This is a genomic window from Candidatus Thiodiazotropha endolucinida (assembly GCF_001715975.1).
Taxonomy (GTDB): Bacteria; Pseudomonadota; Gammaproteobacteria; order Chromatiales; family Chromatiaceae; genus Thiodiazotropha; species Thiodiazotropha endolucinida.
This window is the reverse complement of the sequence record NZ_MARB01000009.1, coordinates 98,640-112,743: the sequence shown is the minus strand read 5'-3', so window position 1 is coordinate 112,743 and position 14,104 is coordinate 98,640. Positions and strand designations below refer to the sequence as shown.

Below are 14,104 nucleotides of genomic sequence, written 5' to 3'. Positions count from 1 at the left end.
GTTAACTGCTTTTTATTGCTCCGGTACCAAAACAACCAGCTAGTTCAACAAGAGCAATGCGTTTATCATAAGCTTAATTCATTCACTCGAATCTGTCTGGTGCTTGGGTGAAAAAATCGAGTATTAATTTCGTTCTTGCTTTATGCGCTATCAGGTCGCGATCCATATAGGGATGAGAAAAATCGTCTCCATCCAATACCCTGGCCCCTCGTTGTTGAGCTTCGATTCTCAATGGTGACGTCATATCAGAACCAAGAACTTGATCCTTTTTTCCGGTTATAATAAAGATTTTACTGGCATCATGCGGAAGGTTGTTTACTGGATCAATGGTTTCAGGACAGCCATAATCTGAAAATCTGCTCGGACTTGAGTCGATGATTGCGGAGTCATATTCTGCACCTGAACCGATTGCGTTCATAATGACAGCACCACCGAGAGAGACACCGTAAAGGAAGCGTTTATCGTATTTGGAATTTAGAAAAGTTATTATTTCTTTATAGTCTTCTATGATTGCGTTTATTCTTCTTTTTCCTTCCGAGTTGCCATAACCTCTATAGTCGAATATGTAAACGTCGTATCCGTTTGATGCCAGATATTTCAGAGACGTGATAATCTGATCTGCGATCATGGCGTTTCCCAGTGCCATCAGAACGTACCCTTTGGGCGGGACTATTTTTTCTTCTCTATAGTGCGATTTGTATTTATATCCTCTGAGAATTTTGTTATCAGAGGTGGTAAATTGTGTTTGCTCAATCAGTGGAGAAACCAATGCTCTATTTTTATCAGGGTTCGGTGCAGCGGAACTCCAAAGCCAAAAAAGGAAGGGTTCTTGTATCGATCCGCAGACTGTTTTTTCTCTGTCATCTGCTTCAGCAGTGCTAACAACATAGATGAGAGAGAAAAATAGAATTACTTGTAATTTCATATCAGTAAGAAAATCGTCGATAGTCAATTATGAATTTTGGTTTCATCGGCCAAAACTGGAAAAGCCACCAATATCGAAAGATAGAGCAGGGCTGCGACAAGGATAACCGCAGTAAACCCAAGATCTATGGCGATCAGCGTCGCTGATCCTGCACTGATCACCGAGGCATAACCGTTGATACCCCATGCCCAGGGGATAAGGTTGGAGGAGTGCTGTTTCAGTGAGGAGATGGCCAAGGGAAAAGGCATCCCCATGAAGAACGCCAAAGGTGCAATAAGCAGTGTGGAGATCACGAACTTGTACACCATGTCGAGATGACCCAGCTGTTCGAACAACGGCTCCAACAGAAACAGATAGCCGATGCTCACGAACGCGATAACGAGGACCGACAGGATTGCTATGCGATAGTGGGAACGGTTTTGCGCCAGGCGTTCGCTGACATAACTGCCTAAGCCCGCAAACAGCAGGAAGCCTGCGAGGGAGATCGAGATGGCATAGATGGGATGATGCAGAAAACGGATGAATTTCTGAATGAAAGCGATCTCGATAAAGAGGAACGCCACACCGATGCCGAAAAAGTAGTAGAGGACACGCCAGCGGCTGATCCTGCCGTACGCAGTTCTTTTACTGCGTGAGATGATACTCAAGGGCAGCAGTATCAGCAGGGCGCTCAGCAGTGCGGTGATCACCAGGGTAAGGATAAGGATGATGTAGCCCCACTCGATCAGCGGCATACCGCCCTGGTGTCTTAGCTTCAATGCCTCGAAAAAGCTCTCCCACTTGAAGAAATGGTGGAAATAGGGTCGGTCGTCTGATGCGGGCTGGAGATCGAATTTGTAACTCGCCAGGAGTTGATCCTTCTCACCCGAGACGATCTGTTTGCTTGCCCGATAGAAATAGGGTTCGCGCAGGCGATTGTAACGATTGGCCTGATCCTCACTGAGGCGATGACTGTAGGCCTGATCGAATAGCCTGACCTGACAAAAGGCTTCAGCACGGTCCAGTTCCTCTGAAGTAAAGGCGCCGTTCTTTACCAGCAGGGTTGCGGTCTGCCAGTTTCGAATCAGCAGCAGGCGTTTATCCGGTTCATCCAGCCCCAGGGACTCCATCGCCAGATGCGCGGTGAGGAAGAGTTTGAGGGTGTCCCTAGGAGGTATTTTGATCCAACGGGTGATGGCGAGATAGCCATCCGGCGCCAGGTGCGAAAGGTAGAGGGCCAGCGCCTCACGGGTATAGAGATAACTTTCGTTCAGTGCATAGAGGCCCGACGACGAGGCACTGGCCGCATCAACCAGGGCGAGCTGGATCAGGTCGTACTTTTTATCGCTTTGGCCGAGGAAATCCCGCGCTTCGGCAATATGCAGCCTGGTGTAGGGATTGTCATAGATCTCACCGGCGAACTCTTTATAGTCGTGCCTTAGCAGCTCAACCAGCTGCGGATTGAGTTCCAGGGCATCCACCGATTTCACCTGGTGGTGGCGCGCCAGCAGCAGGTCGGAGCCGGTGCCACTGCCGATCACCAGCAGTTCATCCGGTTTCCGCAGATGGTAGGGGAGAGCCGAAGTTGTTCGGTCGAGGTAGCCTAGGGATTCGAGGTCGCCGCTGAAGCGGGTGATGGCGGACATGTTGTCCGCGTCGGTAAAGAGGCCCAACTGTTGCGGCGGTTCCCGCGGATTGACCAGGCTCAGACCCGGAGCGTGGCGCAGCGGCATCTCATCGCTGGCGACAAGGGTGAGGTGGCCCAGGGGACTGGAGTATCGATCCACAATGCGCGCGCCTTTGATCTGCAGTGTCTGCATCAGCCCCTTGTAGGGGGAGATGTTGAGCGTGATCCGGGGTGCGGCAGTAAGCAGCAGCACCATGGTGAGTATGAGCGGAAGAGAGAGCCAGGCTTTGGGGGGGAGATCGAGTTCCCAAATCGCAATGGCCGTGGCGGTCAGGCCGGCAACGGTGATTGCGACGAGGATCTGTTCCGGCTTCAGCAGGAACATGATGAGCACTATGCCCAATGCGCCTATGCCGGCCCCCAGCAGATCAACCGCATAGATAGTGGAGACCTGCCTCTCGCTGTAGATCATGAAGGTCATGCAGATTGCACTGGCGGTGAAGATGAACGGCAGTGCAAGCAACAGGCAGATGATCGCCAGGTTGAGGGCCTGGCGAAAGTCCCATAACAGTTCCTCACTGTTGAAACTGAGCGACTGCGCTATCAGAAATGCCCCCAGGGCGCTAAGGGCGAATAGCAGCAGGGAGAGTGGGAAGAGCCATCGGTAGTGGCGGGCGATTGTGGGCTGAATGGTCGAGAGCAGGCTGCCGCTGATGCCGTAACCCAGCAGTGCCAGTGCGATGATCATATAGGCGAAGTGGTGCCATTGAATGATCGAGAAGAGCCGCATCAGCAGAATCTCATAACCCAGCGCCGATGCTGAGAGAATGGCGATCGAGAGGTAGGGCGGACGAATCATGGCAATTTTGAATGTTGAGTTAATGTGCGGGCTTCGCTCGCTTTTTTTATCTAAAACAAGATGTACGCACAGCGCACATATATAATTCAAAATTATTTAATGTTCTCCCGTAAGCGGCACGAACCTGACAGGCAGAATCTGACGCACCGTGACCTCCTTGTCGGCACCTTTATCAACCAGCAACAGCTGCTGGGTCATGAAACGGCTGCCTACCGGAATGATCATCTTGCCCCCCGGTTTCAACTGCTCGATCAGGGGAGGGGGAATGTGGCTGGCGGCAGCGGTGACGATGATGATGTCGAAAGGGGCATGCTCTTTCCAACCATAGTAACCGTCAGCGATGGAGACCTCTATGTTGTCAAAGCCGAGGCGCTTCAGCCGCTCTGTTGCCTGTTTACCCAGGGGTTCCACGATCTCCATGGTGTAGACTTTTTTGACCAGGCGAGAAAGCACTGCGGCCTGGTAACCGGAGCCGGTACCGATTTCGAGCGCTTTATGTTCTGTCCTGGGGGCAATCAGATCGGTCATGATGGCCACGATATAGGGTTGAGAGATCGTCTGGCCGTAACCGATGGGGAGCGGGCGGTTATCGTAGGCACGGCTGCGGACGTCGGCAGGTACGAATTGGTGGCGCGGTACCTCGCTCAGCGATTTTAGGATCCGCTCATCAAGCGCTGATTTTTCCAGATAGATACTGGTTTCCCGCACATCCTGCTCGATCAGCCTGATCATCTGTTGCCTGGCCGCACTGTAGGTGTCGGCAACGCCCATGGACCATGCCCAGAAACTGGCAAGGGCAATTAACACAGCCCCACTGACAAGTCGTCTGATAGACATGCCGATCTCCTCCTTTCCTACTTACAAATATAGTTCTTGGAGAGAATAATGAATCCGCTAATGAACGTCAATTAACGCAAATATGACTTTTAAATAGCCTTTACAGAATCCATGGACAGCATCCGCAGCCTGTAAAGCGTGTCAAAAAAAGCCGTTGGATAGGGTTGATCTTGTGCCCTGATGGACAGGCCCTAGGAAGCTCTGAATTAATCTAAAACAAACTTATATCTGTGTTAATTGGCGTTCATTTGCGGACTAAAACCTTTCGCGAAAATTTGCGGTTTACATACACGACCCGCTCTCACCAGGCGACTGACGCTATCTTATCGCTGGCCGGGTGATGATGGTGCGAGGCGCTGTACTTTCGACCCTGACCAGGATAGTTGATGTTGCTGTTCCCGCGGGACTTTTTGCTGTGAGGGTGTAGGTTGTATTACGCCCGGGCGAAATTTCGATGGACCCGTTTGCTTCAACAGAGCCGATACCGGGCTTGATTTCAACATCGGTTGCGTCCCTGGTTCGCCAGCTGAGGGTTGTGGACTTTCCCAACTCGATTGTGTTTTCCGCTACTGAGAGCCTCGATACCGGAATAGTGGCCACAGGCTGAGAATTGACTTGAATGGAAAGCCTTTGCTTTACGTGCCTATTATCCGAGCCTCTTGCGACCAGGGTGTATGTTGTGTTTTCTCTTGGCCTGATAACCTTGGAACCGGAGACTGCAACAGTGCCGATATTGGGCTGAATACTCACCTTCTTGGTGTTCTTTGTCACCCACTTCAATGTCGTGGTAGATCCCTGTTCGACCCGGTTTGGATCGGCTTGAAATTCAACAATACTTGGCGCCGGGCCCGGACGACTTGCGAACCATGTGTAAAAACCGATTAGTGCGCTGACGACCGCAATCCCAAGCGCGCCGATTATGAGTGCCTTGCGCCTGCCTGTCGGTTTTTTCACTACTCTCTTATTGCGAGTTGAGATGATCGGCCTTTTACCTGTTCTGTCCCTTTCCAGGCCCTCGATCAATCGATCGCAGTCGGTACGAAAATCTGGATCGGCCCTGACCTGCATGCCGTTTCTTTTGGCAAAATCACGGATGCTCTCGGGTAACTCATCCGCCTCAGGCATCGAGGCACGTCGAACGAGCAGGGGAACGACGGGTATTTTCCTTTTCAGTGCGGACTCGAGTTCAATTCGAACATAATCGCCGGGTTGCTCGAGGCGCCTGTTGCCTTCTTCATCGGTGGCATTGAGCCAATCGCGTCCGATGACGGCCAGTAAGGCTTCGCACTGGCCGACCTTTTCGTCAATGTAGCGGGTGAAATCGACGCCCAGTGGGATATCGTCGACATCCATGAAGACTGCCGATTCTCCAAAATGCTCGACAAGGCGGTCGTGTATCCTGCCTGTAACGTCCGCACTGTCTTCGCGCCGGTAAGAGATGAAGATATTAGCGATGGCCGTTCTCCCCGGTACACCTTCCTGTGCTTATCTTCTGGTTCTTTTCATTCAACCGTTTTTCCATAAGCGATAACTATATTTTATATGAAATCATGAATAATATTATTGTGAATAATGCACAACATATTAACCCTGGTAAATGTCTGGGAAGCGCGGGTTGCGATATGGCCGGTATGAACTCAAGGCAATGCGTTGCGGTCGTAGAAGTGGGATAGTCAAAAGGAGTTATTCATGAGGCAACGTCTCCTCTCTCTCTGGAATGGGAACAGGTCCTTCATTATCTTTGTTGTTTTACTGCTGACGTTTAGAAGCGTCATTGCAGACTGGAATGTGGTCCCGACCGGATCCATGAAACCAACCATACTCGAGGGGGACCGTATCCTGGTCAACAAAATGGCCTACGATCTGCGTCTGCCTTTTACCCATATCTCATTGCTCAAACGTGGTGATCCTGCGAGAGGGGAGATCGTCATTTTCGATTCGGAGGCTGCCGATAAACGTATGGTCAAACGTGTAGTCGGCTTGCCTGGTGACTGGATTGCCATGCATGACAACCGTCTCTGGATCAATGGTCGGCAGATTGGCTACAGTGATGCTGAAACAGCTGCGGCCTGGCAGGACAGAATCGAGAATCTTTATGGTGTTGAGCACTGGGTAAGGTGGCTGGATCAAGAGAGCGGGCTGTCCGGTTTTCCACCTGTCAAAGTGCCGGACGGTCACTATCTGGTGTTGGGTGACAACCGGGACAACAGCGCGGATTCGAGGGTGATCGGGTTCGTGCCGAGACAAGAGATTGTCGGCAGAGCACGCCATGTGCTGCTCTCACTGAATCATGAAAACCACTACTTGCCGCGTCCACATCGATTTATGCACCGCTTGTGAGCTAAAAACCAGGCTGCCTTATACCGACGGTGGTTTGATACCGAAAAGAATCGCATACAGGGTCGGCACGAACAGCAGCGTCAGCAGGGTGGCGAATCCCAGTCCCGCCATGATGGTCAGCGACATGTTCACGAAAAAGACATCCTGTAACAGGGGAATCAGTCCCAGTATGGTGGTGGCTGCGGCGAGCACGACCGGCCGCAGGCGGCTGACGGTTGAATCGAGAATCGCACTGTAGGGCGTTTTCCCCTGCGAGTTCTGCTGATCGATTTCGTCGATCAGGACAATGGCGTTCTTGATCAGCAGTCCGATCAATGAGAGCGCCCCAAGCAGGGACATGAAATCGAAGGCGCCGTTGAACAGCAGCAGCCCGGCGGTAATGCCGACCACCGCCAAGGGCACCGTAAGCCAGATCAACAGGGGTTGCCGTACCTTGCCGAACAACAGGATGGTGACCAGTATCATCAGCAGGAACCCTATCGGCAGTGCACGCATCAGCCCTCCCTGGGCCTTGCTCGAATCCTCGTGCTCACCGCCCCATGACAGGCTGTAGCCCGGCGGTAGTTGCATTGCCTCGATCTGCGGTTTCAATTGATTGAACAGGGGTGTGGCCAACTCCTCTATCGAGTTGCATGAGGCGATGATGGTCTGGATGCGGTCACGGGAGCGTACGATCGTATTTTCAAAAAGGGTTTCGTAACCGCTGACCACCTGAGCGGCGGCAACCGACTGGTTCAGGGCCGGGCTCCAGATGGTGATGTCCTGCAGGTTGCCGGGATCCTCGCGTTCCGCTTCCGGCGCGCGCATCAATATGGGCAGAATGCGAATGCCGTCACGGTAGCGACCGACGGGGGTGCCGTCATAGGCATACTGCAGGGCAGTGGCCAGGTGTTCCCGGGTTATGCCTAACTGCCTGCCCACCTGTTCGTTGAAGATCGGGCGTATCAGCTTGACCGGTTGCCGCCAGTCATCCCGCACATCCTTCGATCTGGGATCGGCATGCATGATGCCCTGAGCCTGCTGCGACAGTCCACGCAAGACTGCCGGATCTGGGCCATGGAAGCGCACTTCGATCTTGCTGTCCCTGCCGGGTCCGATACGCATCGATTTGATGATCGGATCGGTCCAGGGGAGCTGTTCCCGCATATAGCGTTCGACTTTTTTCCAGATTTCAGGGATCTGCTCCAGGGTATCGGTCTTGACGATTATCTGGGCGTAGGCCGGCGATACCTCCCGAGGATCATAGACCAGGGTGTAGCGTTGATGGGGACCACCGATTGCTGCGGTTGTCTGTACCACCCCTTCCTGCTGACGGATGAACGCCTCCACGCGGAGTGTGTCCTCCCTGGTCTTTCTGATATCCGTCCCTTCGATTTCCCAGATATCCACAAAGAAGAGCGGGGTGTTGGATTCTGGAAAAAAGGCCTGCTTGACACTGCCGAAACCGATTACAGCGAGGACAAAGAGTGTAATCACCACGCCGACAGTGATCCAACGCAAATGGATGGCCCGGTCTACAACCCCCCTGAAGATTGTGAAGATCGGGCCGCTGTAGGGATCTGTTGCATGCTCGCCGCCGGGTTGTGCCGGTTTAAGCAGGAGTGCACAGAGCAGAGGCGTGGTGGTGATGGCGGTAACCCAGGAGAGCAGCAGTGAGTAGAGTATCACCCAGAACAGGGAATTCGCGAACTCTCCCGTACTGTCCGGCGACAGACCGATGGCTGAGAAGGCAAGGATGCCGATGATGGTTCCGCCGAGCAGGGCCCAGATGGTCTTGCCGACGGTCTCCCGCGCCGCATCCGCCGCCTGCATGCCGGCCTGGATCCGGACCAGCATCCCCTCGGCCACCACGATGGCGTTGTCCACCAGCATGCCGAGGGAGATCACCAGCGCACCCAGTGAGATGCGCTGCAGTTCTATCCCATCCAGATACATGATGAAGAGTGTGCCGGCCACTGTAATCAGCAGCACAGTGCCGATGATCAGGCCCACGCGCAATCCCATAAACAGCAGTAGCACCAGGATCACGATGGCAACGGCCTGGCCGACACTGACAAGAAAGCCGCTCACCGACTTATCCACTTCAGCGGGTTGATTGTAGATCTCGACCAGCTGCATTCCGATAGGCATGGTGGGTATGAGTTCCATCACGCGCTGGCGCAGTCTCTCTCCCACCGCAACTACGTTCTCACCAGACTGCATGGAGATGCCCAGAGTCAATGCCGGCTTGCCGTTGACGTAGTGCATCTGGCTGGGGATCTCCTCATAGGCCCGGGTTATTTTGGCAATATCCTTGAGATAGACCAGCTTTTTGTCATCGGATCCGATCATTACATCGCCGATCGCCTTCACCGAATCGAATTCACCGGTTGGCTCGATACGCAGATACTCATCGCCGACACTGGCATTGCCCGCAGTGACGACCACATTTTGTGATTCAAGGATCTGCGATATCTGGTTCGGTGAAATTCCCAGTTCACCCATTTGTGCACGGGAGATGTCCACATAGACAACCTCTTTTTGCGCACCACCGATGCTTATTTTGCGAACCCCGGGGATCAGCACCAGTTGACGCTTGAAGGCATCGGCAAAGTCCCACAGGTCTCGCCAGCTGTAGCCCTCTCCCGTCAGCGCCAGGTAGACACCGAAGACATCGCCGAAATCGTCGATGACGATCGGGTTTTGCGCCCCTGGAGGCAGTTTGCCTTTCATGTCTGCGATCTTGCGCCGCAACTCATCGTAAATGTTGGGGAAATCGTCGGCCCGGTACTTGTCCTTGAATTCAATCTGAATATCGGAAACCCCAGGTCTGGAGATCGACATCCTTATCTGTTTGACCTGTTCCATGCGCTGAATGGCATCCTCAACATGGTAGGTCACTTCATCCTGAACCTGCTTGGCTGAAGCCCCGGGATAGTAAGTGATGATCTTCGCCAGCTTGATGGTGAAGGCTGGATCTTCCAGTTTGCCGATTCGCTCGAATGCCCATAGCCCACCGCCAAGCATGATGATGACCAACAGCCATGAAATCACAGGTGTACGAACGGAGTATTCGCCGATATTCATCCCATGTCCCTTATTGTTCTTGTGCCCTGATCAGGTATCACTGACTGTTCTGGCGCCGTATACGGGGTTCCGCCTGCTCCCGCTCGGGCAGCAGCCTGACTTTCATATCCTCAAGCAGAAAGGGGGTGCCGGCACTGACGATTCGTTCACCCGTCTTGAGGCCCTCCAGGACCTCAATGCGGCTTCCCAACAGGCGGCCGATGGTCACCTTGCGGGATTTGACGGTCATACTCCGCTCATCGATGACCCAGGCCTTGGGATCGAGGTTGCTATCGCCCGCAATCGCAGTGGCCGGTACCAGATGCCGTTGGCTCTTGTTGAGGAATCCGCTCAGGTCGACAGCCACGTTGGCGGTCATGCCCGGCAGAATGGTGACGTCGTCCGTCCGCGCCATGGTATAGGTCACCTGGAAGGTCTGGGTTTTGGCGTCGGCCTTGGTGCTGACTTCACGAAAGGTGAGGGGATAGCTTTTACCAGGCAGATCGGGGAAGCTGACATTGACAGGGATCTGATTTCGCCTCGTCTGCGGCGACTCCCTGTCCGGTTGCAGTTCGCGAAGCTGACTTTCCGGGACATCGAATTTCACTTCCAGTAGTGCGATATCCTGCAGGTCAAGCACCACCTGCTTGGCCTGCACCTCTTCGAAGTTTTCGATATGGCGCCTGGCGATGACCCCTTTGAACGGGGCGGTCAGTTTGGTGTAATTGAGTTCCTGCTGAGCCGATTCCAAAGCCGATTGTGCGCTTTTGAAATCGGCTTCGAGGCGGTCATAATCCATCTTTGAGATGTGCCCCTTTGTAACCAACTCCTTGGCGCGGGCGTAGTCTTTTTTCGCCTTATCGAAATTCGCCTTGCGGTTATTGTAGGCAATCTTGTAGTCGGTGATGTCGAGGGATGCGATCAACTGGCCCGCTTCCACGCGGTCACCCTCTTTAACTGAGAGTCGTGTGACCTTGCCGGCAACCCTGAATGCCAGTTCCGCCTTTCTACCGGCATCAATCCGTGCCGGAAATGATCGCACATCGGATGCGCCTGCCTGCTCAACGACAAAACTCTTTACCGGGCGTATCACGTTCTCGATATCGGGTGGTGGGGGCTTCTCGCAGCCACCGACTGCCGCGGCGATCAGGACCAGACCTAGAGAGCGAAATGTACAACCATGCATGTTGAACCCCCCATACTATCTACCGCAAAACAGTTGTTCCGGCAATCGTAAGGGCAAGTATAACTTCAGCTGCATGTTCAATTACAGCACATTCCAAAGGGGTACCAGACGTTGCTGCCTTTGCTAACCTAATACTGATGCAGTTATGAATAACATGATTGATATATCAAGCCGATGTCATCCTGCGGGTATATGCATAGAGCAGGTTCTCATAGTTAACAATTAGGGCGGGAAGATCAGGTGTCCTTACACCATAAGAAATAAAATCCTTGCCAGGGCCAGTACTGTGACTCGAAACAAGAATGCCGATCATTCTCATGAGCTACGGCATTATCAGTGTCATGAGTATCCCCATGAGTTGTTTCAACAGCTCGATTTCGGTGTGGCGGTCTACCAACCCATCGAGGATGGCAGTGACTTCATCTTTGTCGACATCAATCCCGCGGTAGAAAAAACGGATAAGGTGAAACGCGAAGAGCTCCTCGGTCGTCGTTTGACAGAAGTGTTTCCAGGGGTGGAGGAGTTCGGCTTGCTGGATGTCATGCGACGGGTCATGAAGAGTGGCGCCAGTGAATCCTTCGGTCCCACCGAGTATCACGACGAGCGCATTCGTGGCTGGCGCTTGAATCATGTCTATAGACTGCCCTGTGGCTATGTCACTGCGGTATATGAAGATGTGACCAATGAAGTTAAAGCCGAATCTGCACTGAAGGCCAGTGAGGAGCGTTACAGGCTCTTGACGGAATCGAGCCTGGATGGGGTTTGGGACTGGGATCTTGAGCACAACAGACTCTATCTATCCCCCCGCTGGAAAATGCAGCTGGGATACCAGGATCATGAATTGGAGAACCATTTAGACACCTGGAAAGATCACCTGCATCCCGGCGATCAGTCGCGGGTTCTGGAGCATCTTGAACAGTATCTGGCTTCACCTGAACCCATCTGGAGGGAGGAGTTCCGGCTCAGGCACAAGAATGGCGATTATATATGGCTGATGGCGAGAGGCTCTGCCGTGATGAATGCCGAGAATACTGTTGTCCGCATTCTCGGCGTGCATATCGATATCAATCGCCGCAAGCAGGCGGAAGCCGCCAGCGCACTGATTCAGCAGCGACTCGAGGCCTCGCTTGAACTTACTAAACGGGCGCCGAGCGTGAGTGAAAAGGAGATTATCCAGACTGCTTTGGAGCATGTGTCCCAGCTGACGCAAAGCAGTATGGGTTATCTCCACTTCGTCAATGATGACCAGGAGACGATTGAACTGGTGACCTGGTCGAGGCAGACACTGTTGCACTGCAATGCCGCGTTCGACTCTCACTATCCATTGAGTAAGGCCGGTATCTGGGCGGATTGCGTACGACAGCGCAAACCGCAAATTCACAATGATTATCAATCTATGGACAACCGTAAAGGTTATCCGGAGGGACATATCCATCTGGTGCGCCATCTCTCCGTACCGGTCATCGATGACGACAAAGTGAGATTGGTGATCGGCGTCGGCAACAAGAAAGAGCCTTACACCGATCTCGACGTGCAGCAAATCACCATGCTGGTAAGCGATCTGTGGAGACTGATAGAGAAAAAACGCAATGATGAAAAACTGAAACAGGCCGCCGCCGTGCTCGAAAGCACCCAGGAGGCTGTAACGATAACCGACACCGGTCCCCACATCATTGCAGTCAATCGCGCCTTCAGTGAAATAACCGGCTATCAGGAGAGCGAGGTACTGGGACGCAATCCGAGTGTGCTGAAATCCGGCAGGCATGATGAGAATTTTTATCGCAATATGTGGGACCAGCTGACTACTTCGGGGAACTGGCAGGGAGAGGTCTGGAATCGTCGCAAGAGTGGAGAGGTCTATCCGGAGTGGCTCAATATCAGTGCCATCCAGGATGACGACGGTGTGACGACACATTATGTTGCCGTATTTTCGGATATCTCCGCCTTGAAAAAGTCGGAACAGCAACTCGAACACTTGGCGCACTATGATCCGCTGACGGGACTGCCAAACCGGATCCTGCTCTTTTCCAGGATTGATCATGCGTTGCAGCGGGCGCGTCGCAATGGCAATGAGGTCGCGCTGCTGTTTCTCGATCTGGATAATTTCAAGGTCGTGAATGACAGTCTCGGGCATCCTGCCGGGGATAAGTTGCTGCGGCTGCTCGCGGAACGTTTTACAAAAAGGCTGCGCGGAGGGGATACCATTGCACGCATCGGTGGCGATGAGTTTGTCGTTCTCATCGAGGATGTAGTGACGGAGTCGGTAATTGCCGATATTGCGCAGTCGGTTTTGGATGAGATTAAGGAACCTGTTCACATTGAGGGTCACGATTTCTCCGTGGGCGGCAGCGTCGGCATCAGTATCTATCCACAAAATGGTGAGACAGCCACAGACCTGATCAAGAATGCCGATGCCGCGATGTATCTGGCAAAGGAGTCCGGGCGAAACAGCTTTAAGTTCTATACGCCCAAACTGACTCAGAAAGCCAAGCTGCGGTTGCGTATGGAATCCGAATTGCACAACGCGCTGCAATCCAATGAGATCATTCCCTATTATCAACCCATTGTCCGTGTCAGTGATGGAAAAATAGCGGGTGCGGAGGCATTGGCCAGGTGGAACAGTAAAGGTGGTGAGCCAATCATGCCCGGAATATTCATTCCGATCGCGGAGGAATCGGGACAGATCGACCAGATCGCATCAGTCATACTGCGCCAGGTCTGTGAAGACCTTGTCTCCTGGGAACTGCCGGATACGTACCCCTTCAAGGTGGCTGTGAACCTCTCGCCCCACCAATTCCGCAATGTTGGACTGGTCAGAGAAATCGCTGACAATCTGAGTAATTTCAAGATTTCGGGTGAGAGGCTTGAACTTGAACTCACCGAGACCTTGTTGATGCACGATACGGAACAATCGATTAAGAAAATAGGGCAGCTCAGTGAAATGGGAGTGACGATGGCAATCGATGATTTCGGTACCGGCTATTCATCCCTGGCCTATTTGACCCGCTTTCCCATTGACAAGTTGAAGATCGATCGCAGCTTCATCAACAAAATGCAGAACGAAGAGGAGAGTGAGGAGATTGTATCGACCATTCACGCCATGGCGCGCAATCTGAATATGCATGTGACGGCAGAGGGAGTTGAGACTGCATTGCAGCTGGCCAAACTGCGGCATCTGGGATGTGACTACTATCAGGGCTACTTCTTCTCCAGACCTGTTCCCGCAGCGGAATTTTATAAATTACTGCAGAATTCAACTTAGGGCCAATTGGATTAGTGTTAACGGTCCTAGGGCCTGTTAACACT

General features: G+C 52.8%; 8 protein-coding genes. 2 read left to right on the top strand and 6 right to left on the bottom strand.

The features are described 5' to 3' along the window. Positions 1-82: 82 nt before the first annotated feature. The 4 genes from CODIS_RS09435 to CODIS_RS09420 all read right to left on the bottom strand — a co-directional run bounded on the left by CODIS_RS09435 (position 83) and on the right by CODIS_RS09420 (position 5,667). Positions 83-925 carry an alpha/beta hydrolase gene (locus CODIS_RS09435; RefSeq protein WP_154723072.1) on the bottom strand — a complete coding sequence of 281 codons (843 nt, stop codon included), beginning with the start codon at positions 923-925 and terminating at the stop codon, positions 83-85. Between the two features lie 23 nt (positions 926-948). Continuing rightward, on the bottom strand, positions 949-3,390 hold the full coding sequence (locus CODIS_RS09430) for a spermine/spermidine synthase domain-containing protein (RefSeq protein ID WP_069124416.1): 2,442 nt from the start codon (positions 3,388-3,390) through the stop codon (positions 949-951). Positions 3,391-3,486: 96 nt separating this feature from the next. Continuing rightward, positions 3,487-4,161 (bottom strand): protein-L-isoaspartate(D-aspartate) O-methyltransferase, encoded by a 675-nt coding sequence (locus CODIS_RS09425; protein WP_320410404.1) that lies wholly within the window; start codon positions 4,159-4,161, stop codon positions 3,487-3,489. Between the two features lie 384 nt (positions 4,162-4,545). Next, positions 4,546-5,667, bottom strand: coding sequence for a toll/interleukin-1 receptor domain-containing protein (locus CODIS_RS09420; RefSeq protein WP_235615187.1), 1,122 nt, complete (start codon positions 5,665-5,667; stop codon positions 4,546-4,548). Positions 5,668-5,916: 249 nt separating this feature from the next. Here CODIS_RS09420 and lepB point away from each other — a divergent pair, with 249 nt between their 5' ends. Beyond that, positions 5,917-6,567 (top strand): signal peptidase I, encoded by a 651-nt coding sequence (gene lepB / locus CODIS_RS09415; protein WP_069124407.1) that lies wholly within the window; start codon positions 5,917-5,919, stop codon positions 6,565-6,567. A gap of 18 nt (positions 6,568-6,585) precedes the next feature. Here lepB and CODIS_RS09410 read toward each other — a convergent pair whose 3' ends face one another. Together CODIS_RS09410 and CODIS_RS09405 are read right to left on the bottom strand one after the other, a co-directional pair. Further along, positions 6,586-9,633 carry an efflux RND transporter permease subunit gene (locus CODIS_RS09410; RefSeq protein WP_069124404.1) on the bottom strand — a complete coding sequence of 1,016 codons (3,048 nt, stop codon included), beginning with the start codon at positions 9,631-9,633 and terminating at the stop codon, positions 6,586-6,588. A 37-nt stretch (positions 9,634-9,670) separates the two neighbouring features. Beyond that, positions 9,671-10,798, bottom strand: coding sequence for an efflux RND transporter periplasmic adaptor subunit (locus CODIS_RS09405; RefSeq protein ID WP_083220664.1), 1,128 nt, complete (start codon positions 10,796-10,798; stop codon positions 9,671-9,673). Positions 10,799-11,084: 286 nt separating this feature from the next. Here CODIS_RS09405 and CODIS_RS09400 point away from each other — a divergent pair, with 286 nt between their 5' ends. Beyond that, positions 11,085-14,060 (top strand): bifunctional diguanylate cyclase/phosphodiesterase, encoded by a 2,976-nt coding sequence (locus CODIS_RS09400; RefSeq protein WP_154723071.1) that lies wholly within the window; start codon positions 11,085-11,087, stop codon positions 14,058-14,060. The last annotated feature ends 44 nt before the right edge of the window (positions 14,061-14,104 follow it).